This is a genomic window from uncultured Jannaschia sp., from assembly GCF_947494055.1.
Taxonomy (GTDB): Bacteria; Pseudomonadota; Alphaproteobacteria; order Rhodobacterales; family Rhodobacteraceae; genus Jannaschia.
Map to the genome: position 1 here is coordinate 45,085 of NZ_CANLTR010000001.1, position 21,700 is coordinate 66,784.

Consider the following 21,700-nt stretch of genomic DNA (forward strand, 5'->3'; position numbering starts at 1 on the left):
CCCGCTCCTCCCGCGGCGCCCTTGCACGCAGGTTAGCGAACGGGATCGGTGCTGCAACCGGTTTCGCGGCAAACCGGCGTCTGACGCGAGATCAGTCGTTGCGCGCTTCGCCCGGCTGAAAGCCCTCCGCGTCGCCGAGGAACAAGCCGACCTTGCGGAACTTGGGGATGCTGTCGCAGACGACCTTCACCACGATCAGCAGCGGCACCGCGAAGACCATGCCCATCACCGACCAGATCCACGCGAAGAACGCGACCGACAGGAACACCATCACGATGTTCAGGCGCAGCCGCTGCCCGACGAGCGCCGGCGTGATGAGCTGCCCCTCGAGCGCGGTCATCCCGTAATATGTCGCGAAGCCGCCGAGCGCCGGCCAGGGGTCCTGGAACGTCACGAAGCCGATGATCCCCGCAATCGCCGAGCCGACCACGGCGCCGACGAAGGGAATGAAGTTCAGCGCGGTGGCCATCAGGCCGATGAGCCAGGGCGAAGGCAAGCCCCACCACCACATGCCGAGGCCGATGCACAGGCCGAGGCCGATATTGATCAGCGTGATCGCGCCCAGGTAATTCCCGAGCCGTTTCTCGATCGTGTGCACGGTGCGGACGGTGTTCTTCTTGTCCTCGAACCGGTCCGCGACCTGCACGGCCTTCTGGATGAACAGGTCGCCGGAGGCCACGAGAAAGAAGAGAAGGCACATCGCGAAGACGACCTGGCTCAGCAATCCCGGCGCGATCGTCGCGACGGAGGTGGCGATACCGGAATTGTCGACGACCTCCACCCGCATCGGCCGCTCGCTTTCGTCCTCGAGCGCGCGCTCCGTCGCCTCCGCCGCTTCCGAGATCGACTCGAAGATTCCGCCGGGCCCCGCGGCCATGCCGACCATCTCGTCGATCAGACGCGGTATGTCGCCGACGAAGTCCGTCACCGGTTCGCTCAGCATCACGCCGCCCAGGACCAGCGCCGTTCCGATCGTCAGGGTGAAGATCCCCGCCGAGAGCGGCGCCGGGATGCCGAGCTTGCTGAGACCCCGGCGGGGCGCGTTCAGGATGAAATAGCCCAGCACCGCGCTGGTAACGGGGATCAGGAAAGGGGACGCGAAGACCAGCGCCTGCACCAGCAGGAGCAGGAAGATCCCCGTGACGGGAATCGCGAGCGGGTGCCGCGGCTTGTCGGCCGCAGGCAACTGGGGAAGAGCCGCGATGGTATTCGCCCCGACCGACTTTTCCTGCGGTTCATCGCGCGGGGCCAAGCTCATCCGCCTTTACCGCGTTCCGCTCGCCCATCGGCTCGCGCTGTCCAATCGTGGAATCACGTGCGGTCTGCGCCTCGATCTCGGAGTTCAGTTCCGCGCCCAGCAGGATGACATAGGCCGACAGCCACATCCACATCAGCATCACGATCACCCCGGCGAGCGAACCGAACGTCTCGTTGTAGCTCGAGAAGTTCTGCACGTAGACCGAGAACCCGATCGACACGATCAGCCACACCGCGCTCGCCACCACCGCGCCCGGCGTAAGCCAGCGAAGCTTGGCGGGATTGCGATCCGGCCCCCAGCGGTAGAACGCGATGACGCCGCCGACGAAGACCAGCGCCATCGGAATGTAGGCAACCAGCTGGATCAATCGCTCGAGCCAGGGCGCGATCGCCAGGAAGGACAGCGCGACCGGCAACGCGATCATCAGCAGCGCCGCGACGATCACGGCAACGATCATGATGAGGGTCATCGCGATCGTCCGGAGCTTCAGGATGACGTAGCCGCGCGTCTCGCGCTCGTCGTAGGCCATGTTGAGCCCCTCGATCATGCTGCCGGCCCCGATCGAGGCCGACCAGAGCGCCAGCGCGAGGCCGAGTGTCAGGCCAAGCGTCAGGCCGCTCTGCTGGGAGCCGGCCACCTGCATCGCCTGATCGAGGAGGATCCGGCTCACATCCGGCGGCACCACGGCCGAGATGCCCTCAAGCGCGCCCACGAGTTCCTGCGGCTGGTAAAGCAGGCCGGCGATCGCCATTAGCGCGGTGATGGCCGGAAAGATCGCGAGCAGGCCGTAGAAGGCGATGCCGGCGGCGACGAGCCCGACATGGTCCTTTCCGATCTGCCCGACCACGCGAAAGAAGATGTCTTTCCAGCCTTTCGTCGGAATTGCCGAAGGCCGCGACGCGTCACGGCCACGGTTCGGCTCCGCCTGCGCGATCTCCCGGGTGCTGCGTTGGAAATGCATCATCGCCACGCGACCAGGGACGCGGTCCGGGTGCCGGGGGCCGGGCCGTCCTGGATCGAGGCGAAATGCTCACGAAGCAACGCGACGTTGCGACGGTTGGACTTCAACCCGACATCGAGGAGGTCGCCCAAGAGCGGTACAGATCCCACGACCCAGTCGATGCCGATATTCGCCGCCATGCGCGCCTTGACGGAGTTCGGCACGCCCATTCGGTGCGCCTCCAGCCAGATGAAGCCCGCCGGACCGAGCGCCGCGATATCCCCGAGTCCCGGCACGATTCCGAGGATCGAGTCCCAACCGAAACGTATACCGGTCCCGGGGAGCCGGTAGCGGCTGTCCATGTTTCGGGCAAGGCGATCCAGACGGTCGAGCCGTGCGGTCATGTCCGGTGTCACGCATGTACCTCCTCTGATCAGACGCTCGATACGAGTGCCGGGTTCCCCACGTGACGTCAGGACCGCGACGCGGCGATCCGGACGGCGATCTCGCCCGGTAGCAGGCCCGCCTCGGGGGCGAAAACGGCGTCGGCCTCGGTCAGGACGGGGATGAGCCCGATCACCGCCCGCGCGAGATCGGCATCCTCGCGGTAGCCGTAGCGCACGCCCGACCGGTCGTCGGCCGCGATGGCCCCGTCTGGCTCGATCCGCACCCAGATCCCGCCGGCCGCGAGGTCGGCCGCCACCAAACCGGCGAAGCCGGCGGCGCGGTCGTCCCCGGCATCCACATGCAACGTCGCACGCCCGTCCGGACCCGGCACGTCGCCGGTCCAGCTCGAGGCGGCGTAGCTTTCCCCGTCCGGACCGAGCGCGCTGACCCGCGCGACGAGTGGTCCGGCGGGGGCCTCCCACGGCTCGAGCAGACCCGACAGCGACGTGCGACGCATGAGACGTGGTTCGGCGAAGGCGTCCCCCTGCCCCGGAACGCCCACCACCTCGACGAGGAACTCGGACGCACCGCCGCCCCGGTCGATCCAGACGAGTTCCACAGCCTCCGTGCCGAGATCGGAGAACCGCAGCGCGGGGGCGTTCAACTCGCCGGTTAGCGCCCCCTCCCGCGCCAGCTCGGCGAGCTTGTCGCGCGCGGCGGGCAGGTCGTTGGCCCCCTGCGCGAACCAGGCCGCGGCGACCGCGTCGCTCTTTGCACCCGCCGCGCCGAAGGAATAGATCAGTCCGAGATTGTACTGCGCCCGCAAATTGCCGCGCAACGCAGCCCGCGTGTACCAGAGCGTCGCCGCCCCGGCATCGCGCGCGGTTCCGGTGCCGATGTCGTACAGGACGCCCACGTTGAACTGCGCCTCGGCCGACCCGGCCTCCGCCGCGCGCAGGTACCATGCGAACGCCCCGGCCGGATCGCGCGCCTGCCCGAGCCCTCGATCGGCGAGCCGAGCAAGACCCAGCATCGCATCAACCGAACCCTGCTCCGCCTCCGCCCGCCAGAACTCCGCCGCGGCTGCATAATCCTTCGCCGCGAACGCCGCAGCCCCGTCCTGCGCGAAGGCCGCGGACGGCCCGAGCGCGAACGCGAACAGACAGGCGCGAAGAGCCGGTCCGGCGCGCCGCGTCACCGCCAGCTGATCTCCACGACGCGGTTCTCGGGTTCCTGTACGTCGTCGTCGGTATCGACCACGAGTTCGCTGTTGCCGCGGCCGAGCACCTGCAATCGTTCGACCGGGATGCCGCGCGCGGCGAGCGCGTCGACCACCGCCTGCGCCCGGGCGAGCGACAGCGAGAGGTTGGTGGCGGGGGAGCCGACCGTATCCGCGACGCCCGAGACGATCATCACGTAAGGGTCGCCATCGCGGAAGGTTCGTGCCGCGATGTCGAGCACATCGGACTGGTCGGACCCGATGCGCGCGCTGCCAAGTTCGAAATAGACGCGCAGCCATTCCGAAGCCGCGGGTCCGCTCGCACGCTCCTGCGTAGAGGCGGCGGACGCTGTCTCGGCGGGCGTGACGGCGGCGCTTCCGCTGTCCTGCGCGCCTGCGACCAGCGGCAGGAAGATTGCGAGGGTCGCGGTGGGGACGAGTTTGGCAATTCGTTTCATCGGATGAACCTTTCAATGAAGTTACGACAAAGCTACGTGGAAACGGTGGAAAAGTTTTCGGCGGCTTCAATGCCGCAGGACGGCCTTTGACAGCAGGATCTCGATGAGGCCACTTTCCGGCGCGGGTGAGAACCACGTCAGGTCGACGAGCTCGGCCCCGGTCTGCTCCGCCAAGGCCCGGGCCACCTCGGCATCCGCCTCGCGGAAGTACCGGACCTGGGGCTGCGCGACCGGCAACCGTGCCTGCCGCGTCTCGATCTGTCGGAACCCGTAGGAACGCAGGTCATCGGCATAGCCCGACGCGTCTCCCGCCCCGTCCGCCAGGATCAGCGCCACGCTGGGCACCGGACCGGTCAGCGGCGGCAGCGCACAAGCGAAGCAGGTGAAGGGATTGTCGGGACCCGTCAGCGGCGACGGTTTCGGCGGGGTCGCGAAGTCGGGCTTCGCCGCGGCGACACGCAACGGACGACCCGCCTGCGTATCCGGAACTGACCGCGAGAGTGCCGCGCCGCGCCCATGAGCCGTCACGCCGTCCGCGGGCGCGGGCATCGGCAGCTCGGCCTGCGGGGGCGTGTTCGCGACGAGGTCCGGGCGGGCGGCCGGATCGGGGGGACCATCCGCCTCGCCGGGACGCGCCGCCTTCTCGCCCACCTGTCCCGGTCCGAGAGCGGCAACGACGAGATCCGCGCGCAGTCGCGGGTCCGGGGCGGGATGGAAGGCCGGCAAGGCGTCGATCACGGAGGCAGATGCGATCCCCGCGCCCGGTCGGCCCGAAGCACCAGCAAGCCCGTTGCGGATAGACGTGACCCGGAGGGGGATGCGCGGCAGGTCCTGCACCCCGAATTCATATGCGGCCCGGTTCGGCAGGTCTGTGCGCGCCAGCGGCGCCCCGGCAATGTCGGACCGTTGGGCGGGCAGGTCCACCGCGGGCGCCGTCTGCCCGGATCCGCCGCGCCGGGACGCGATCGTCACCGGATCGAACGCCCCTATTGCCGCCAGTTCGATCGGTGCCGCGTCCTCGGCCAAGGCCCGCATCGCGAACCCGTCCGGCATCACAGGTCGCGTCGGTCGGATGGCGAGCCCCGATTCCGGCGCGCCGTCAGCCTGCGGCTGCCACATGCGGGACACGAACCTGTTGGGCGCGGCAACGGCGTCCGTCGCCACGGGACCGGACGGCCCGGCCGGAAGCGCCCCGGCGTCGTCCATCGCGGCGATCGCCGCGGCGACGGGGCGTGTCCCCGGCTGTGGCGGGTCGAAAGTCTCGCTTACCGGATCCGTTCGGATCGCATCCGGGCGCCCCATCACCGGCGCGGCGACGGCTGCCGTCGACAATGTTTCCGGCTCCGTCGCCAACGCATCGGGCGGTTGTCGCGCGGCGATCGCCGCAATCCGCATCGGCGATTCCGCGGGATCGGTCGTCGGCAGCACCTCGACGGTGAGGCTTCCGTCAGGGTGCGCGGGACCGGCACGCTCCGCTACCGCGACATCGGCCCATGACGTCATTACCGCCCCATCGTTCCCGGGAACGACACGTTCGACGCGTGGCGGCATGGGCGTGGTCGCCAGGACCTCCGGCGGGATCGACTGGGGCGCTTCGCCCGTGAGCCGAGGCGGGTCGGCGACCCGGTCGCCCGCGAAATCCTGGTTCGACAGGGTATCAGGTGCGCCGGGCGGGGCCTCCGGGGTCGTCTCGGTACTCTGCTGCGCCGACGGCGAAGGCGTTCCCGAGCGCAAGGGGGAGGACGAAGCAACTATCGCCTCGCGAGACGCCCCAACGCCGACGCCGATCGGCGCGGGTCCGGTCGCGCCGCGGGTGACGTCCGGGGGTACCACATCGGAAGCCCAATCCAGCCCGACCCCGATCGCCAGCACCGCCGTACCGCAAAGCGCCAGTCCGACAAGGCCGGACCCGCGGATCCAGGCGTCGCGCGATCTCTCGCCGGGTGGGGGTTCCGACAACGGCCGGGACCCGCCCTTCGACACTGCGCTGTCGGATGGACCAGACGAGGCAGGGACTCGCGTGCCGTCGTTCGCGGATTCGGCCCTCGAAGCCGCCCCCCCGGACAGCATCACGCTGATATCCGAAATCGATTCCGCGGGGGATTTCTCGACTGGCGCCTTTTCGATTCGCTCGGCGCGCTTCGCCCGCGCCTCGGCCAACCGACGCTCGAAATTCCCGCCCGGCCGCGTCCGGCCCTTTACCTCGCCGGGCTGCTCCGACGATAGGACGCGCGGCCCGGCCGTCTCTGGCGGGCCTGGAACCGCGTCCTGCGGATCGTGCGTGTCGCGCGTCATCGAATGGCGTTCCCCTGTCTGGACCTTAGCAGATAGGAGCGCCGCCCGGCAAATCACACTGTGGTCCCGTCTCGTACGCCGAGAGCCGGCCTGCGCCATCTCTATCCAAGCACGAAACAAGAAGCGCGGTGCCCCCACACGGACTCGAACCGCGGACCTACTGATTACAAATCAGTTGCTCTACCAGCTGAGCTATAGGGGCATGCCGGCCCTCATCTAGCCGCGTCCGCCCGGGCGAGCAAGAGCACCGCAACCAGTCCGACCGCCGTGATGACGAGCGCGGCCGGCGCGGCCTGCGAAAGCCGCTCGAGGCTCGCCTGATCGTGGACGCGGGTGGCCAGCGTGTCGAAGCCGAAGGGCCGCAGCAGCAGCGTCGCCGGCAACTCCTTCATCCCGTCGACGAAGACGAGAAGCAGCGCCATCGCGACCGAGCCGCGCATGAGCGGCAAGTGCACCGCCGTCAGCACGCCCCCTGGCCCGCGTCCGAGCGCGCGTGCCGCCATCGGCAGGGAAGGCGGGATCCGCCCCAGCGCCGCATCCGCCGCCCCCTGCCCGATCGCGAAGAAGCGGACGACATAGGCGAAGGCCAGCGCGGCCCAGGAGCCGGTCAGGATCAGCCCGGGATCGTGCCCGGTCAGCGCCAGCACCGCATCCGCCACCCGGTTGTCGAGCGCCGCCATCGGGATCAGGACGCCTAGCCCCAGCACCGCCCCCGGCGCGGCGTAGCCCACCGTCGTGATCGGCAGCAGCAGGCGCGGCAGCGTCCGGCCCGCCATCCGCACGCCGTAGGTCATGAAGAGCGCCAGCCCGACCGTCAGCACGGCCGCCGCCCCCGCCACCGTCAGCGTGTTGACGATCGCGCGGGCCAAGCCGGGCGCGAGCCAGCCATCGGCCGCCACGATGGCGTGCCAGCCCATCACCGAGGCCGGAAAGACGAAGCCGCCCAGCACCGGCACGAGGCAGGCGAACGTCGCGCCCCAGGCCGCACCGCCTTCGAGGCGCCGCCGGGTTACGGGCCGCTGTGCGCGCGCCGCCTGCCAGAAGCGGCGGCGGCGGCGGGATTGTCGCTCGATCCAGACGAGCGCAGCGATGAGGACGAGGACGACGCAGGCGATCTGCGCCGCCCCGCCCGCATTCCCGCCCGAAAGCCAAGTCGAGAAGATGCCGGTCGTCAACGTCTGCACGCCGAAGAAGTCCACCGTGCCGAAATCGTTCACCGTCTCCATCATCGCGACCGCGACGCCCGCCGCGATGGCGGGCCGCGCGAGCGGCAGGCCCACCCGCCAGAACCGCCGCCACGCCCCCGCGCCGAGCGCGCCGGCGACCTCGAACCCCGCGCCAGACTGCTCGGAGAAGGCGGCGCGGGCGAGGAGGTAGACGTAGGGGTAGAGCGACAGGGACAGGACGAGCACGGCGGACGGCAGCGAGCGGATGTCGGGGAACGCGTAATCCGCCGCGCTGGACCAGCCGAAGGTCGCGCGCAACGCCGTCTGAACCGGGCCGGCATAATCGAGGAAGTCGACGAGCGCGTAGGCTCCGACATAGGCCGGGATGGCAAGCGGCATCAGCAGCGCGGAGGCGAGCAACCTGCGACCCGGGAACTCGTGCATCGCCACGAGCCAGGCCGCCCCGGTCCCGACCGCCGCGGTCAGCACGCCGACCCCGGCCATCAGGACGAGCGTGGTCGACAGGTAGCGCGGTAGCACCGTCGCCATCAGATGCGGCCAGACATTCTCGGTCGGGTTCGCCGCCAGCCAGAACACCGCGGCGATCGGCACGAGGACGAGCGCGGCGATGGCGAGCGCGCCGGCCGACCAGAGATCCGGCAGGTGCAGGCGCAGCGCCGTCGGGCCGCTCGGAGCGTTTTGGTCGGACATGGGACGAGGCGCTAGAGGATCGGCGTTTGCCTGTCCAGCGGGGCGCCGTTAGGCTCGGATGCGACGACCAGCGAGAGGGCCTTTCTTGGACATCGCCATCCACCTCGGCGCGCATTGCACGGACGAGGACCTGATCCTGCGGACCCTGATGCAGAATGCCGATGCTCTGACCAGGCGCGGCATCGTCGTGCCCCCCGGCAATCGTGTCCGCCCGGCGATCCGGCGGGTCCTCGCCGCCCGCCCCGACGATGCCTTTCCGCCCAACGCGGAGCCGTTGCGCGACAGCCTGCTCGACGGCGAGCGCGCCCGGCGCCTGGTGCTGAGCTTCGAGGGGTTCCTCGCGACCTATGCCACCGCGCTCGACGGTCCCGACCTTTACCCGGAGGCGGGCCGACGCGCCGCATTGCTGCAGGACGTCTTCCCGCGCGACCGGGTCGCGTTCTTCCTCGCCATCCGCAACCCGGCAACGCACGTGCCCGCGCTATTCGAAGCGTCCTCGGCCGACGATTTCGGCGCGTTCCTCGACGGCGTGGACCTGCCTCGGCTGCGGTGGTCGGCAGTCGTCGACGCCATCCGCGCGGCCTGCTCGGATGCGGCGCTGACGGTCTGGTGCAACGAGGATCTGCCGTTGATCTGGCCCGACGTGCTGCACGCCGTCATCGGCGCCGACATCCCGCTCTCGGGGGAGGACGCGATCCTGCGGCAGGTGATGAGCGCGGAGGGAGTCCGGCGGTTCGAGGCCTACATCCAGGAGAACCCGGCCCCCGACCGCTCGACCTGGCGCAAGGCGGCCTCGGCCTTCCTGGTGCGTCACGCCGACGCCGCGCAGATCGAACCCGAGATCGCGCAGCCGGACTGGTCGGAGGAGATGATCGCCGGCCTGTCGGATCTCTACGAAGCCGACGTGGCGCGGATCAGGGCGCGGGACGACGTGACGTTCCTCGCGCCCTGACGCGCGTCAGGTCATGCCAAGCGCTTCGCGGTACATCTCCAGCACCGCCTCCTCCTCGGCGATGTCGTCGGGCTCGCGCCGCCGCAGCGCGATCACCTTGCGCATGACCTTGGTGTCGTAGCCGCGCCCCTTGGCCTCGGCCATGACCTCCTTGACCTGCTCGGCGATGTCCTTCTTCTCCTGCTCCAGCCGTTCGACCCGCTCGATGAACTGGCGCAGCTCGTCGGCGGTGACGCGGTACGTGTCGGCGGGCCCGCTATCCTGCGCGTCGACGCGTTGGGGTTCGGCCATGCTCTGCTCCTCTTGCCCGTATCGAGCGCCTTCGGTAGCGCCGGGCGGGGCGCGATGCAACGCAGGAGGATGCAGGGATGGCGGCTTTGATCTGGATCGGCGCGGGGCTGACGCTGGCGGGCCTGGCGGCCCTCGCCTGGTGCATCCTGGTCGCGCTCCGCGCCCGCCGCGCGGGGCTCGAAGGGCCGGCGATGGAGGCGCGGCTCCGGCGACTCGTCGCGCTCAACCTCGGCGCGCTCGCTGTGTCCGCGATCGGGCTGATGCTGGTAGTGACCGGGGTGATCCTCGGCTGAGGCAGCCGTGCCTCCACTCCGGTGCGCAATCCTGATGGGCCGCCGTCGCCGCGACCCCGTGTCCCGGGTCCGTCCGGAACCTCGTCTCGCAGATTGCGGTTCGATCAGCGACGACACGGCAAAGGAGGCCGGCGATGGCCAGCTACAAGGAAGGCGACAAGGTGAAATGGTCGTGGGGCAACGGCTCCGCGACGGGCAAGGTGCAGAAGACCTACGAGAAGAAGGTCACTCGCAAGTTGCAGGGCAGCGAGGTCACGCGGAATGGCTCCAAGGACGACCCGGCTCTCTATATCGAACAGGAGGACGGCGACGGCGTCCTGAAGCTGGCCTCCGAAGTGGAGAAAGCCTGAGGGAGACGTCCGCACGCCCGGTCAGTCGCGCATCGTGCGCGGCATGTCCGGCGGCGTCCTCTTACCGGACGGCAGGCCGCACAGGAGGATCGCGACCATGAACGCGACCGGGATCAGCAATTCGAGGCATTCCTCCAGCGTGCCCGCATTCCGGTTGACATCGTCCGGCACGACGATCCCCCAGGGCGCGAGCTTCCGTGCCAGTCCGTCGATCAGCTTGCTGAACCCGGCGAGCAGGAACCCCGTCGTAAAGGCCAGCGACCAGGGCGCGCCGCGCCTCAGCGCAGCGAGCAGGACAGGCCCTCGACGACGGATCAGGACGACCAGCGTGAGGGCCAGCAAGGCCCATACGGTCAGCGCGATCGACTTCTCCCAGACCGGGGTGTCGTGAAACAGGATCTTGGTGCTCAGGATGCCTTCGCTGGTGAACCGCTTGTCGGCGTCGAACTCGCGGGCCGCCATGAACAGGAGCGTCACCGGGATCGGCCAGAACGGCCTCGGACGCTTGATGAGATAGAGCACGATGGCGGCGAGATAGCCCAGCATCGAGAGCGCCTCGATGCCGCCGCCCTCGCGCGTCAGCGTCTCGTCCTCGGCGAGGATCGCGAGGTCGGTCGCGATGACGGCCCCGGCGAGGACGAGGCAGACGACAAGGCAGAAGACGGCTTCGGTCACGGCGGACATATGCCGGTGGATCATGGTGGGAACGACCTTCCGGATCGGGCTGGCAGGCGGACCGGCACGGCGCATGAAGCGCATGGTCCCGATCGTTGCGGCGGCCCTGTCTCAGAGATTGCCGCAGCGCGTCAAGCCGGTAGGTCGCGAAGGGGACAGCCGTGACCTATCGCCCACGCGCCACCCTTGGGACGTGATCCGCCCTAGCCGTAATGATCCACCGGCGTCCCGGCCAGCGCGCTCACGTTCAGGAGACCCCGCGTGGTGATCGAGGGGGTCACGATGTGCGCCTTGTTGCCCATCCCCATCAGCAACGGCCCGACCTCCAGTCCGCTCGCGCGGGCCTTCAGGATGTTGCGCGTGGCCCCGGCCGCGTCGGTGGAGGCGAAGACGAGGACGTTGGCCGGTCCCTCCATCCGCCCCTTCGGCAGGAACCGCGCCCGCAGCTCGGCGTCGAGCGCGGCGTCGGCGTTCATCTCGCCCTCGTACTGGAAGTCGAGATGCATCTCGTCGAGCAGCGCCAGCGCGGCGCGCATCGTCCGACCGCTGTCGGAATCGAGATTGCCGAACTGCGAGGCCGAGCAGAGCGCCACCCGCGGTTCGATCCCGAAGCGGCGGACGTGGCGGGCGCAGGCCACGACCGTCTCGGCCACCTGCGCGGGCGTGGGACGTGCGTGGACATGGGTGTCGGCAATGTAGAGCGGCCCGTCCTCGAGGATCATCAGCGACATGGCGCCCACCGGGTGCAGGTCGCCCTGCCCCAGGACCTCGGTCACGTAGCGCAGGTGCCACAGGAACTGCCCGAACGTCCCGCAGATCAGGCTGTCGGCCTCGCCGCGCGCGACCATGACCGCGCCGATCGCGGTGGTGTTCGTGCGCATGATCGCCCGCGCGATGTCAGGCGCCACGCCGCGCCGGGCCATCAGGGCGTGATAGGTCTCCCAGTAATCGCGGTAGCGCGGATCGTTCTCGGGATTGACGATCTCGAGGCTCGTTTCCGGGTCGAGGGTCAGGCCCGCCCGCGCGATCCGGGAGGCGATGACGTCCGGACGCCCGATCAGGATCGGGATGTCGGTCATTTCCTCGGTCATGGCCTGCGCGGTGCGGAGCACGCGCTCGTCCTCGCCCTCGGCGAAGACGATGCGGCGCTGCGCGTCGGCGGCCGCGGCGAAGACCGGTCGCATGATCATCGAGGACTTGAAGACCGACGCGTCGAGATTGGCCTTGTAGGCCGCCAGATCCTCGATCGGCCGGCGCGCCACGCCGGATTCCATCGCGGCCTCCGCGACGGCGGCGGCGACCACGCCCATCAGGCGCGGATCGAACGGCTTGGGGATCAGATAATCGGTGCCGAAGGTGAGCTGCTCGCCCTGATAGGCGGCGGCGGTCTCGGCGGAGGTCGTGGCGCGGGCGAGCGCGGCGATCCCCTCGACGCAGCCGATCTTCATCGCCTCGTTGATCTCGGTCGCGCCCACGTCGAGCGCGCCGCGGAAGATGAAGGGAAAGCACAGGACGTTGTTGACCTGGTTCGGGTAGTCGCTCCGCCCCGTCGCAATCAGCGCATCGGGGGCGGCGGCCTTGGCGACGTCGTAGGCGATCTCGGGGTCGGGATTGGCCAGCGCGAAGATGATCGGGCGCGGCGCCATCTTCGCCACCATCGCCGCCGTCAGTATGTTCGGCCCGGACAGGCCGAGGAACAGGTCCGCATCCTCGATCACGTCGCCCAGCGCACGCATCGGCCCGGGCTGTGCGAAGGCGGCCTTGTGGGGAGTCATGTCCACGTCCCGGCCTTCGTGGACGAGGCCGTGCAGGTCGAGGAGGTAGACGTTCTCCCTCTGCACGCCGAGCGTCAGCAGCATGTTGAGGCAGGCGATGCCCGCCGCCCCGCCCCCGGTCGAGACGACCTTGATGTCTTCCCACCGCCGCTCGGTCAGGCGCAACGCGTTCAGCGCGGCGGCGCAGACGACGATGGCGGTGCCGTGCTGGTCGTCGTGGAAGACGGGGATGTTCATCCGCTCGCGGCAGAGCTTTTCGACGACGAAGCAATCGGGCGCGCGGATGTCCTCGAGATTGATCGCGCCGAAGGTCGGCTCGAGCGCGCAGACGATGTCGGCCAGCCGCTCGGGGTCGGTCTCCTTGAGCTCGATGTCGAAGCAGTCGATGCCGGCGAACTTCTTGAAGAGGACCGCCTTGCCCTCCATCACCGGCTTCGAGGCCAGCGCGCCGATATTGCCGAGGCCCAGAACCGCGGTGCCGTTGGTGACGACGGCCACGAGGTTGCCGCGGGCGGTATAGTCGGCGGCGTCGTCCGGGTTCGACTGGATCGCGATGCAGGCCTCGGCCACGCCGGGCGAATAGGCGCGCGAAAGGTCTCGACCGTTGGCGAGCGGCTTGGTCGCGCGGATCTCCAGCTTTCCGGGCTTCGGGAACCGGTGGTAGTCGAGCGCGGCCTGCCGCTGCGCCGCGTGGTGCTCGTCCGTGTCGCGTTCGTTCATCGGTCCCCCTCCCCTTGCCGGGCTTTGACACCTGCCTAGCACCGAAGCCGAAGAGCCGGCCAGAGAGGATTGCGCCCGCCGCCCCGGGGCCCCCGCGATCGGGGCTGGCGCGGGCCGCGGCGCGCGTGCCAGAGGAAGCGCATGTCGCTCTGGGTCGCTGCCACGCTCCTCGCCGCGTCCGTCCAGGCGCTGCGGTTCCTGCTGCAGAAGCGGCTGTCGGTCGGAGGCCTGTCGCCCGCGGCCTCGACCTTCGCGCGCTTCGTCTACGCGCCGGCCGCGGTGGCGCTCGGGCTGGCGCTGTGGGTGGGCCTCGGCGGCGCGCTGCCCGCGATCCGGCCGGGCTTCTGGCTCTATGCGGTATCGGGCGGGGTCGCGCAGATCCTCGCGACCATGTGCGTCGTCGCCCTGTTCGCACGGCGCAACTTCGCCGTCGGGATCGCCTTCTCGAAGGTTACGGTGCTGATGACGGTGGCGACGGGCTTCCTCGTCCTGGGGGAAACGGTGACGCTCGCGGACCTCGCGGCGATGTCGGTGGGCCTCCTGGGCGTCCTCGTCCTCTCGGTCCCGGCGGACGGGGGTTGGCAGATCCTCAACCGCGCCTCTGCCCTGGGCCTTGCCTCGGGCGCGTTCTTTTCGATCTCGGCGGTGGGCTACCGGGGCGCGTCGCTGCTGGTCGCGACCGACGTCGCGATCTTGCGGGCGGCGGTGACGCTCTGCCTCGTGACGCTCGTGCAGACGGTCCTGCTGGGAGGGTGGCTCCTCTGGCGCGACCGGGCGGGATTCACCGCCGTGTTCCGGCGCTGGCGGACGACGTCGCTGGTCGGGGCCACCTCGATGCTGGGCTCGCTGGGCTGGTTCACGGCCTATACGCTCCAGACGGCCGCCTACGTGAACGCGGTCGGACAGGTGGAGCTGATCCTGTCGCTCGCGATCTCCTGGCTGGTGCTGGGCGAGAAATTCTCCCGGCGCGAGCTCCTCGCCATCGTGCTGGTCAGCGTCAGCGTCGTCGCGCTCATCCTGCTGCAGGCGTGATACGACGGAAGTGCGAGGTCTCGCCGGAATTATCCAAGAACGGCACGCCCGCGCTCGTGCGCCCCGCCGCGATGGCCGCGACCTCGGCCAGCACGATCTCGGTGACGAAGGGCACGTCGAGCGCGCGCGCCTGACTCAGCGGCACCCATTGCAGTTGGGCGAGCTCGTCCTCGGCGCGGGAATGGTCGTCGAGATCGGTGGCGAGCGCGTCGGCATCGACGAGGAAGAACCGCGCGTCGAAGCGGCGTGGCCGCCCCGGCGGGGTGATCGCGCGGAACATGTAGCGCAGCGGCGCGGCGTCCGGCGCATGGCCGTCGAAGCCGGGCCAGTCGCACCCTGTCCCCGGCTGTCCCAACACCTGCCCCGTCTCCTCCACGAGCTCGCGAATGGCGGCGGCGGCCAGCGCCTCGGGCGGCGCGTCCGACCGGTCGCGGAGCGCGGCGTGAGTCTCGGCCGAAAGGGGTCGCGCGAAGACCGTTCCCGCGTCGGCCGGCTCCACCGCGCCACCGGGAAAGACGTATTTCGACGGCATGAACACCGCCCGCGCCCCGCGCTGCCCCATGAGGACGGCCGGCCCCGATTCCATCCGGCGAAGCAGGACGACGGTCGCCGCGTCGCGGATGGGCGCCTCGCTCACGACACGTCGCTGGGCGGGTCGCCGTGGCCGAAGCCGTGCATCCGTGCGGCCCATTGCACGCCGACGATTACGCCCTTGAGCCGCGGCAGGAACCATAGCGACAGGACGATCGAGGCGCCCATGAAGATCGCCATGAAGGTGAACGGATCGGGTTCGAACGCAACGAAGTACCACAGCATCCCCGGCCCGACGATATGCCCCACGATCAGGAGCGTCAGGTAGGGCGGGCCGTCATCGGCGCGATGGTGGTGCAGCGACTCGCCGCAATGCGGACACGTGTCGCGCACCTTGAGGTAGCCCGCGAACATCCCGCCCTCGCCGCAATTCGGGCAGCGGCGACGCCAGCCGCGCCAGACGGCCTGCGACATCTGGCGGTCCGTGTCGGGTTCCATGCGGGCATCGGTCATTGCGGTCCTCCGTCAACTCCATAGCTAGGTCGATGGCACACGACAGAAAAGGCGCAGAATCGTGCGGCCGCCGTGACATTCGTTTTTTTCGCCGTCGGGCGCGACGGAACGGCCGGCGACCCGCGTGGAAGGGGCATGCTGGTTCGGAGAAACGAGGCCGGCGGAAACGAACTGGAGACGACATGAAGAAGATTGCCCCTCTGGCCCTCGCCGTCGCGGCCGGGCTGTGCCTGTCGAGCCTCGCTGCAGAGGCACAGGGCCCCGCAGGCGCTCCCGACCGACCCGAATTCTCGGAGATCGACGCCGATGGCGACGGTACCGTCACGCAGGCCGAGCTCGACACGTTCCGTAGCGAGGTCCGTGCCGCGCGGATCGCCGAGGTGGACACCAATGGCGACGGGCAGATCGCGCGCGACGAGCTGCTCGCGAGCGAAGGGACGCGCCGAACCGCGATGGTCGATCGCATGTTTGCCGAACTCGACGCGAACGAAGACGGGCAGCTCGACGGCGCCGAACTCATCGCCCGGGTCGGGCTGCGCCCGGACCGGATGGGTACGGTCTTCGACCGGGCCGACGCGAACGACGACGGCGGCCTGAGCGCCGAGGAATGGGACGAGGCCGGCCTTCGCGGGCCGCATGGCGGGCCCGAGCGTGGACATCGTGGCCCGGCGCGTGGACATCATTGAGGCGAGAGGTCCGGGGCGCATCGCTCCGGGCCGACCGGAGGCCGCATGGCGGATGACGACAGGCTGCGGGCCGATCGGCTGCGCGAGGCCGAGCTTCTGGTCCGGGCGGGCCATGGCGAGGCCCGGGCGGCCGGCGCCCTCGTCGACCGGCAGGGGCCGCGGCTGATGGCTTTCGCGCTCCGCATGACCGGCGGCGACCGTGCGCTCTCCGAGGATATCGTACAGGAGTCGTTCCTGCGACTCTGGCGCAAGGCGGGCGACTGGGACGTGGACGGGCCGGCGCAGCTTTCGACATGGCTCGGTCGGGTGGCCGCGAACCTCGCCGTCGACGCCCGCAGGCGAGCGGCGCGCCAAGCCCCACTCGACGCGGCGGGCGACGTGGCCGACGCGGCGCCCTCCGCGCTTGCCGGCCTGATCGGGGCGGAACGGCGCACCGCGCTCGACGCCGCGCTGGCCCGCCTACCCGAACGCCAGCGGCAGGCTGTGGTCCTACGGCACGTCGAGGGCTATTCGAACCCGGACATCGCGGCGATGCTCGGATGCGGGGTGGAAGCGGTCGAGAGCCTGACCGCGCGGGGTAAGCGAAGGCTGGCCGAGCTTCTCGGGGATACGGGAGACGTATGATGCGCGAGGACGATCTCGACGACCTCCTCCGGGCGGCCCGTGACGACACGGCGCCGGTCCCCGAAGCCCTGCGCGTCCGCCTCGTCGCCGAGGCTGGTCATGAAGCGGCCCCGTCGAGGAGCCTGGGCCTGCGCGGCTGGCTCGGCGGATTGATCGGCGTGCCGAGCGCGGCGCTGCTGGGGCTCTGGCTCGGCGCGGTGCAGCCGGCGTTCGTCTTCGACGTCCTGCCGGAAACGCAATCTACCGTACTCCTGGACGAGGTCTTCGGCGCGGCCTGGATGCAGGGAGATGCAGGATGAACGGGCGTTGGACACAATGGGCGCTGATCGCGTCGCTGATGGTCAACGTGCTGGTCGCCGCGGCGGTGATCGGTGCGCTCGTCACGGGGGGGCCGGGCCATCGCGGCCCACGCGGAGGCGGCCCGCCGGAGATCGCCGCCCTCGCCCGCGGGCTCGACGACGAGACGCGCAGTCGGCTCTTCGACCGGCTACGGAGCAATCCGGACTTACGTGACGGACGGGAGCGGATGGAGGCGGCGCGCGGCGCGGTCGTCGCCGCCCTGCGCTCGGAGCCGTTCGACCGGGCCGGCTTCGAAGCGTCGATGCGAGCGCAACGCGACGTTCAGGCCGCGCTCGCCGGCAGCGGGATCGAGATCCTGGCCGGGATCGTCGCGGAACTGCCAGCCGCCGAACGCGCGACGCTGGCCGAGCGGGTGTCGCGAACCGGGCGGCGGTAACGCCGCGTCGGCTCAGACGACGGAAGCGATCCGCACGCGGTTCCGGCCGTCGCCCTTCGCCGAATAAAGCGCTTTGTCAGCCGTCTCGATTGCGCGGGATGCCGCGTCGTCACGGTCCTCCAGAAGCGCCACTCCGATCGACAGCGTCACCTGCAGGACTTCGCCACCGGGAATGGTGATGCGTAACTCCTCGACCGCGCTGCGCAGGCGCTCGGCGACGAAGCGCATCTGGTTGACGTCGGTGTCGGGCAGGATGGCGAGGAACTCCTCCCCGCCGATCCGGGCTACGAGATCCTCGTGCCGCAGGCTGTTATCGAGGGTCTGCGCCACCTTGGCGAGCACGATATCGCCCGCCGGATGGCCGTAGGTGTCGTTGACCTGCTTGAAGTGGTCGATGTCCATCAGCACGACGCCGGCCCGGATGCCCTGCGCGCGGCACCGCGTCGCCACGCGGTTCAGATGCGACAGGCCGTAGCGGCGGTTGTGCAGACCCGTCAGCGGATCGATCACGGCGAGCTTGAGGCCAGTGTCCAGCGTGTCGCGCATCTTGTCGGCGCGCTTCTTGCGGGCAAGTTGCGTGCGGATACGCATCGCGATCTCGTCCACCGGGAACGGGTGATAGCCTACATCGGCCGCGCCGAGGTCGAGCGCGGTCGCCGCACGTTCGCTGTCGCCCGGCGGCAGAAGGATGAGGAACGCCGCGTGGCGGGTGGCGGCACGGGAGCGCAACTCCGACATGAGGCGCAGGCCGTCGTTGCGACCGCCGAGATCGGCGTCGATCAGGAACAGGTCCGGCGCCGTCTCCGAGGTCATGGCGAGCGCGGCGTCGCGCCCGACGATCCGGACCGTCTCGCGAAAGAGCGGGCGCAGGCGGTCGCGCTGCAACGGAAGCCAGGTCGCATCGGGACCGCCGACGATGGCGATCCGCCCTTCGGTCAGCGGAGTGGCCTCCCCGGCGCCCGGCAGGGAGGGCGCGGTCTGGAACGATGCCTGGCCGCCGGCCTCGGCGAAGCCCGTCGCCACGGGCGCGGACATCTCGAGAAGCGCGCCGCTGCGGGCCTCGAACTCGCGCTCTTCCTCGCGGGCCCGCAGCAGCGACCGGACGCGGGCGAGCAGCGCCACCTCGTCCACCGGCTTCGACAGGAAGTCGTCCGCCCCGGCCGAGAGCCCCTCCATCCGAGCCTGCGTGTCCTCCGAAGCGGTGACGAGGATCACGGGAATCATCGCGGTCGCGGGGTTCGCCCGAAGCTTGCAACAGGTCTCGGCGCCGTTCATGTTGGGCATCATCATGTCCATAATGATGATGTCGATGCCGCCTGCCTCGGCGATCGCGAGGGCCTCCGCGCCGCTCGATGCAGGGACGACCTCGTAGCGTGCCGCGGAAAGCTTTACCTTCATCACGATTCGGTTCGTTGCGACGTCGTCGACGATGAGGATGCGACCCGACATTCAGTTTACCTGCGGTTTATCTTTTTGTTCACCTAATTAATCAGCCATGAAGGTTAACAAATGGTTTCACGAGGCTTGGAGGAGGTGCCCATGCGGCGGGATCATGCCGAGGTGATCGCCCTTGATGCATTGGGCTGGATGGCAGAGGCCGACCTGCTCGATCGGTTTCAGTCGGTTACCGGTTCCGACCGCAAGTCGATCCTCGCCGGGGCCCGCGATCCGGAGTTTCTCGGGGCCGTTCTAGACTTCGTGATGCTGGACGACGAATGGGTCACCGGATTCTGCGGCGCGCGCGGCTACAGCACCGAATCCTTCGCCGCCGCCCGGGCCGCCCTGCCGGGCGGGGACCTCCCGCACTGGACCTGACGGGAAGCGATCCCGCACCGGCGGCCCGCCACATTCCGGCACGGCGGACGAGAGGGCCGGGACGGTCTCGGTGATTCCGCCGCCCGGGCTTGCGTCGGGCCGTCCCGCAGCCCTTACGAGCCGGGCGCCGCCCTCACCGCATCGCGCCCCGGGGCCGACGTCATTCCGGACGGTCTTGGTCGAACCACCACACGTCGGGCTGGAAGTCGATCCAGTCGCCGTAGATCGGCAGGTCGTCGACCGGATATTTCAGATCCGCGTCGTGCGCGATCCAACTGACCGGGTTGTACCAGGTCGGCACGACGTATCGCCCCGCGGTCAGGACGCGATCGAGCGCGCGAACGGCTGCGACGTAATCCTCCTGCGTCTCGGCGGCGAGCATCGCGTCGATCATCGCCACGATGGCTGGGTCGTCGGCCCCCATCAGGTTGCGCGAGCCCGGCTGCTCCACGCCGTTCGGCCCCCAATAGGCGAGCTGCTCGTTGCCCGGGCTGAGCGAAAGGCCCCAGGAATACCAGACCATGTCGAAATCGTAGGCGTTCGTACGCTCGGTGAATTGCGCGCTGTCGACGGAGGCGGCCCGCGCGTCGATGCCCAGACGCTGCAGCGACTGCAGGTAGATGTCGACGATGGCCCGCACCTCGGAGGAGCCGTTCGGGACGAGGATGCCGATCGAGACCGGGCCGTCCGGACCGGTCAGCACGCCGTTCTCGACCTCGTAACCCGCCTCGTTGAGCAGCCGCGTCGCGTTGCGCAGGCCCCGGCGGTCGGACGCCTGCCCCTCCGTGCGCGACAGCGCGTAGCCCTCGATCGTGCCGGGCAGAAGATCGTCCGCCATCGGCTCGAGCAGCTCCGCCACGCGGCCCTCGGCCGGCCCCGGCTCCATGCCGAGCGGCGAGTTCGAGAAGTAGGAGGTGATGCGCGGCTGCGCGCCGTCATTGATGACGTTGTTGACGTATTCGAAGTTGAAGGCTTGGATCAGGGCTTCCCGCACGCGCCAGTCGTCGAAGGGCGCGCGGCGGGTGTTCATCACCAGTCCGGTCATTCCGCTCGGCCGTTCGTGCGGGATCACCGACAGGACGATTTCCCCGGATTGCACCGCCGGGAAGCCGTAATTGCGTGCCCAGGCGGAGGCGTTCGTCTCCCGCATGGAGGAAAGCTCGCCGGCCTTGAACGCCTCGAAATGCGCGGTGGCGTCGCCGAAGAACTCCATCCGGATGGTGTCGACGTTGTGCATGCCCTCCCGGAACGGCAGGTCGGCGCCCCAGTAACCGGGATCGCGTGTCAGCTCGACATAGCGGCCGGCATCGACATCGGAGATGATGTAGGGCGCCGAGGTGATCGGGCGGTTGTCGAGGCCCGAGCGGAAGAACGACCGCTCGTCCTCGGTGTAGGGCGCGGCCTTCATGATCGGGCGCATCCCAAGCGTCATCAGAAGCTCGCGGTCCGGCTCGGGAATGGTGAAGCGAATGCCGCGTTCGCCCACCGTCTCGACCGAGGAGACCTTGGCAAAGGCCGTCCGATAGCGGCCGTTCGCGCCCTCCTGGCCGAGGATGTTCCACGACCAGATCACGTCGTCCACGGTGACGAGAGAGCCGTCCGAGAACCGCGCGGCGGGGTTCAGAGTGAAGGTGATCGCAGTGTTGTCCTCGTTCACCTCCACCGAATCCGCCAAGAGCGTATAGAGCGTGAACGGCTCGTCGTAGGAGCGGCCGAGCAGCGTCTCGTAGGCAAGGAAGCGCAGCTGCCAGGGGACGTTGCCCTGCTGGATGTGCGGATTGAGGCTATCGAAACTTCCGACCTGGCCGTCCACGAAGGTCCCGCCCTTCGGCGCGTCGGGATTGACGTAAGGCAGATGGGCGTAATCCGGAGGCAACGCGGGGTCGCCGTAGAGAGCGACGCCATGCCCGTCGGCATGCCCTTCGACAGCGAATCCCCCTATGATCAATGCGATGGCAAACGAGCGAATCGAGTAGGTGATTCGTGCGAAACGATTGAGGTGCATTGTCATGCCCCTTCTAACAGCCTGTACAATTTGACCTTTATCAAAGGCATTTGGTCACGGGGACCGAAAGATTTGCTTGGACTCTGTTACGTTAACGTCTATACACGAATTACTGCTCGATAGGTTTCTTGCCTGTATGAAACCTGCCTCAATGACTGAACGCCGGCTTCGTGCCGGCGTTTTTTTTGGGGCGGACGTGATGCAGTCCGTACCTGCGTCGGTTCGCACGATCGGATTATGGGAACGTGCCTCCGTCTAGTCATCCTGC

23 protein-coding genes and 1 tRNA gene are annotated in these 21,700 nt (G+C 69.2%); 9 read left to right on the top strand and 15 right to left on the bottom strand.

Going from position 1 to position 21,700, the window contains the following annotated elements:
- Nucleotides 1–91: 91 nt before the first annotated feature.
- The 8 genes from Q1A87_RS00240 to Q1A87_RS00275 form a co-directional block, all read right to left on the bottom strand.
- Nucleotides 92–1,252: an AI-2E family transporter gene (locus tag Q1A87_RS00240; protein WP_299645853.1), complete on the bottom strand. Its 1,161-nt coding sequence runs from the start codon at nt 1,250–1,252 to the stop codon at nt 92–94.
- Entirely contained in the window at nt 1,236–2,222 is a 987-nt protein-coding gene (locus tag Q1A87_RS00245) for a YihY/virulence factor BrkB family protein (RefSeq protein ID WP_299645855.1), read from the bottom strand. The genes Q1A87_RS00240 and Q1A87_RS00245 overlap by 17 nt, the downstream gene beginning before the upstream one ends.
- Complete coding sequence (locus tag Q1A87_RS00250) at nt 2,219–2,614, bottom strand: DUF4112 domain-containing protein (protein WP_363322934.1); 396 nt, start codon at nt 2,612–2,614, stop codon at nt 2,219–2,221. The genes Q1A87_RS00245 and Q1A87_RS00250 overlap by 4 nt, the downstream gene beginning before the upstream one ends.
- Before the next feature lie 56 nt (nt 2,615–2,670).
- Nucleotides 2,671–3,783 (bottom strand): tetratricopeptide repeat protein, encoded by a 1,113-nt coding sequence (locus tag Q1A87_RS00255; protein WP_299645857.1) that lies wholly within the window; start codon nt 3,781–3,783, stop codon nt 2,671–2,673.
- The gene (locus Q1A87_RS00260; protein WP_299645859.1) at nt 3,780–4,262 is read right to left on the bottom strand and encodes an OmpA family protein; all 483 of its coding nucleotides are present in this window, start codon (nt 4,260–4,262) and stop codon (nt 3,780–3,782) included. The genes Q1A87_RS00255 and Q1A87_RS00260 overlap by 4 nt, the downstream gene beginning before the upstream one ends.
- Nucleotides 4,263–4,328: 66 nt before the next feature.
- A complete protein-coding gene (locus tag Q1A87_RS00265) occupies nt 4,329–5,765 on the bottom strand; it encodes a hypothetical protein (protein WP_299645861.1) in 1,437 nt (478 codons plus the stop codon).
- A 921-nt stretch (nt 5,766–6,686) separates the two neighbouring features.
- Nucleotides 6,687–6,759 (bottom strand) — tRNA-Thr (locus Q1A87_RS00270).
- A gap of 10 nt (nt 6,760–6,769) precedes the next feature.
- Nucleotides 6,770–8,434 (bottom strand): iron ABC transporter permease, encoded by a 1,665-nt coding sequence (locus Q1A87_RS00275; RefSeq protein ID WP_299645863.1) that lies wholly within the window; start codon nt 8,432–8,434, stop codon nt 6,770–6,772.
- 85 nt (nt 8,435–8,519) lie between these two features.
- Here Q1A87_RS00275 and Q1A87_RS00280 point away from each other — a divergent pair, with 85 nt between their 5' ends.
- Nucleotides 8,520–9,386 carry a hypothetical protein gene (locus tag Q1A87_RS00280; RefSeq protein WP_299645865.1) on the top strand — a complete coding sequence of 289 codons (867 nt, stop codon included), beginning with the start codon at nt 8,520–8,522 and terminating at the stop codon, nt 9,384–9,386.
- Between the two features lie 6 nt (nt 9,387–9,392).
- Here Q1A87_RS00280 and Q1A87_RS00285 read toward each other — a convergent pair whose 3' ends face one another.
- Nucleotides 9,393–9,677 (bottom strand): DUF2312 domain-containing protein, encoded by a 285-nt coding sequence (locus Q1A87_RS00285; RefSeq protein ID WP_299645867.1) that lies wholly within the window; start codon nt 9,675–9,677, stop codon nt 9,393–9,395.
- Nucleotides 9,678–9,754: 77 nt separating this feature from the next.
- Between Q1A87_RS00285 and Q1A87_RS00290 the strand changes: the two genes are divergently transcribed.
- Both Q1A87_RS00290 and Q1A87_RS00295 read left to right on the top strand, forming a co-directional pair.
- Nucleotides 9,755–9,970, top strand: a complete 216-nt coding sequence (locus tag Q1A87_RS00290; RefSeq protein ID WP_299645869.1) for a hypothetical protein — start codon at nt 9,755–9,757, stop codon at nt 9,968–9,970.
- A gap of 134 nt (nt 9,971–10,104) precedes the next feature.
- Complete coding sequence (locus Q1A87_RS00295) at nt 10,105–10,320, top strand: DUF2945 domain-containing protein (RefSeq protein ID WP_299645871.1); 216 nt, start codon at nt 10,105–10,107, stop codon at nt 10,318–10,320.
- Between the two features lie 21 nt (nt 10,321–10,341).
- Here Q1A87_RS00295 and Q1A87_RS00300 read toward each other — a convergent pair whose 3' ends face one another.
- Complete coding sequence (locus Q1A87_RS00300) at nt 10,342–11,079, bottom strand: hypothetical protein (protein WP_299645873.1); 738 nt, start codon at nt 11,077–11,079, stop codon at nt 10,342–10,344.
- A 119-nt stretch (nt 11,080–11,198) separates the two neighbouring features.
- The gene (locus tag Q1A87_RS00305; protein ID WP_299645875.1) at nt 11,199–13,490 is read right to left on the bottom strand and encodes an NADP-dependent malic enzyme; all 2,292 of its coding nucleotides are present in this window, start codon (nt 13,488–13,490) and stop codon (nt 11,199–11,201) included.
- 141 nt (nt 13,491–13,631) lie between these two features.
- Here Q1A87_RS00305 and Q1A87_RS00310 point away from each other — a divergent pair, with 141 nt between their 5' ends.
- Complete coding sequence (locus Q1A87_RS00310) at nt 13,632–14,522, top strand: DMT family transporter (RefSeq protein ID WP_299645877.1); 891 nt, start codon at nt 13,632–13,634, stop codon at nt 14,520–14,522.
- On the opposite strand, the gene Q1A87_RS00315 is transcribed toward Q1A87_RS00310, so the two are convergent.
- Both Q1A87_RS00315 and Q1A87_RS00320 read right to left on the bottom strand, forming a co-directional pair.
- Nucleotides 14,503–15,159: an NUDIX hydrolase gene (locus Q1A87_RS00315; protein ID WP_299645879.1), complete on the bottom strand. Its 657-nt coding sequence runs from the start codon at nt 15,157–15,159 to the stop codon at nt 14,503–14,505. The genes Q1A87_RS00310 and Q1A87_RS00315 overlap by 20 nt on opposite strands.
- Entirely contained in the window at nt 15,156–15,566 is a 411-nt protein-coding gene (locus Q1A87_RS00320; protein WP_299645881.1) for a DUF983 domain-containing protein, read from the bottom strand. The genes Q1A87_RS00315 and Q1A87_RS00320 overlap by 4 nt, the downstream gene beginning before the upstream one ends.
- A 182-nt stretch (nt 15,567–15,748) precedes the next feature.
- Here Q1A87_RS00320 and Q1A87_RS00325 point away from each other — a divergent pair, with 182 nt between their 5' ends.
- Genes Q1A87_RS00325 through Q1A87_RS00340 form a run of 4 tightly spaced genes read left to right on the top strand, consistent with a single transcriptional unit; the run spans nt 15,749 to nt 17,612 of the window.
- Nucleotides 15,749–16,252: a hypothetical protein gene (locus tag Q1A87_RS00325; protein WP_299645883.1), complete on the top strand. Its 504-nt coding sequence runs from the start codon at nt 15,749–15,751 to the stop codon at nt 16,250–16,252.
- A gap of 45 nt (nt 16,253–16,297) precedes the next feature.
- Nucleotides 16,298–16,876 carry a sigma-70 family RNA polymerase sigma factor gene (locus Q1A87_RS00330; RefSeq protein WP_299645885.1) on the top strand — a complete coding sequence of 193 codons (579 nt, stop codon included), beginning with the start codon at nt 16,298–16,300 and terminating at the stop codon, nt 16,874–16,876.
- Entirely contained in the window at nt 16,876–17,175 is a 300-nt protein-coding gene (locus Q1A87_RS00335; protein WP_299645887.1) for a hypothetical protein, read from the top strand. The genes Q1A87_RS00330 and Q1A87_RS00335 overlap by 1 nt, the downstream gene beginning before the upstream one ends.
- Nucleotides 17,172–17,612 (top strand): periplasmic heavy metal sensor, encoded by a 441-nt coding sequence (locus Q1A87_RS00340; protein WP_299645889.1) that lies wholly within the window; start codon nt 17,172–17,174, stop codon nt 17,610–17,612. Before Q1A87_RS00335 ends, Q1A87_RS00340 begins: the two co-directional genes overlap by 4 nt.
- A gap of 12 nt (nt 17,613–17,624) precedes the next feature.
- On the opposite strand, the gene Q1A87_RS00345 is transcribed toward Q1A87_RS00340, so the two are convergent.
- Nucleotides 17,625–19,061 carry a diguanylate cyclase gene (locus tag Q1A87_RS00345; RefSeq protein WP_299645891.1) on the bottom strand — a complete coding sequence of 479 codons (1,437 nt, stop codon included), beginning with the start codon at nt 19,059–19,061 and terminating at the stop codon, nt 17,625–17,627.
- Between the two features lie 90 nt (nt 19,062–19,151).
- On the opposite strand from Q1A87_RS00345, the gene Q1A87_RS00350 reads away from it, so the two are divergent.
- Nucleotides 19,152–19,427, top strand: a complete 276-nt coding sequence (locus Q1A87_RS00350; RefSeq protein WP_299645893.1) for a DUF3572 domain-containing protein — start codon at nt 19,152–19,154, stop codon at nt 19,425–19,427.
- A gap of 160 nt (nt 19,428–19,587) precedes the next feature.
- On the opposite strand, the gene Q1A87_RS00355 is transcribed toward Q1A87_RS00350, so the two are convergent.
- Nucleotides 19,588–21,438: an extracellular solute-binding protein gene (locus Q1A87_RS00355; protein WP_299645895.1), complete on the bottom strand. Its 1,851-nt coding sequence runs from the start codon at nt 21,436–21,438 to the stop codon at nt 19,588–19,590.
- Nucleotides 21,439–21,700: the final 262 nt, after the last annotated feature.

Excerpts from the sequence above, each read along its gene's own strand:
- Q1A87_RS00320 (WP_299645881.1), bottom strand. The coding sequence starts at position 15,566 with ATGACCGATGCCCGCATGGAACCCGACACGGACCGCCAGATGTCGCAG.
- Q1A87_RS00290 (WP_299645869.1), top strand. The coding sequence starts at position 9,755 with ATGGCGGCTTTGATCTGGATCGGCGCGGGGCTGACGCTGGCGGGCCTG.
- Q1A87_RS00300 (WP_299645873.1), bottom strand. The coding sequence starts at position 11,079 with ATGCGCTTCATGCGCCGTGCCGGTCCGCCTGCCAGCCCGATCCGGAAG.
- Q1A87_RS00325 (WP_299645883.1), top strand. The coding sequence starts at position 15,749 with ATGAAGAAGATTGCCCCTCTGGCCCTCGCCGTCGCGGCCGGGCTGTGC.
- Q1A87_RS00260 (WP_299645859.1), bottom strand. The coding sequence starts at position 4,262 with ATGAAACGAATTGCCAAACTCGTCCCCACCGCGACCCTCGCAATCTTC.
- Q1A87_RS00340 (WP_299645889.1), top strand. The coding sequence starts at position 17,172 with ATGAACGGGCGTTGGACACAATGGGCGCTGATCGCGTCGCTGATGGTC.
- Q1A87_RS00310 (WP_299645877.1), top strand. The coding sequence starts at position 13,632 with ATGTCGCTCTGGGTCGCTGCCACGCTCCTCGCCGCGTCCGTCCAGGCG.
- Q1A87_RS00295 (WP_299645871.1), top strand. The coding sequence starts at position 10,105 with ATGGCCAGCTACAAGGAAGGCGACAAGGTGAAATGGTCGTGGGGCAAC.
- Q1A87_RS00335 (WP_299645887.1), top strand. The coding sequence starts at position 16,876 with ATGCGCGAGGACGATCTCGACGACCTCCTCCGGGCGGCCCGTGACGAC.
- Q1A87_RS00305 (WP_299645875.1), bottom strand. The coding sequence starts at position 13,490 with ATGAACGAACGCGACACGGACGAGCACCACGCGGCGCAGCGGCAGGCC.
- Q1A87_RS00345 (WP_299645891.1), bottom strand. The coding sequence starts at position 19,061 with ATGTCGGGTCGCATCCTCATCGTCGACGACGTCGCAACGAACCGAATC.
- Q1A87_RS00350 (WP_299645893.1), top strand. The coding sequence starts at position 19,152 with ATGCGGCGGGATCATGCCGAGGTGATCGCCCTTGATGCATTGGGCTGG.
- Q1A87_RS00330 (WP_299645885.1), top strand. The coding sequence starts at position 16,298 with ATGGCGGATGACGACAGGCTGCGGGCCGATCGGCTGCGCGAGGCCGAG.
- Q1A87_RS00245 (WP_299645855.1), bottom strand. The coding sequence starts at position 2,222 with ATGATGCATTTCCAACGCAGCACCCGGGAGATCGCGCAGGCGGAGCCG.
- Q1A87_RS00265 (WP_299645861.1), bottom strand. The coding sequence starts at position 5,765 with ATGACGTCATGGGCCGATGTCGCGGTAGCGGAGCGTGCCGGTCCCGCG.
- Q1A87_RS00355 (WP_299645895.1), bottom strand. The coding sequence starts at position 21,438 with ATGACAATGCACCTCAATCGTTTCGCACGAATCACCTACTCGATTCGC.
- Q1A87_RS00275 (WP_299645863.1), bottom strand. The coding sequence starts at position 8,434 with ATGTCCGACCAAAACGCTCCGAGCGGCCCGACGGCGCTGCGCCTGCAC.
- Q1A87_RS00285 (WP_299645867.1), bottom strand. The coding sequence starts at position 9,677 with ATGGCCGAACCCCAACGCGTCGACGCGCAGGATAGCGGGCCCGCCGAC.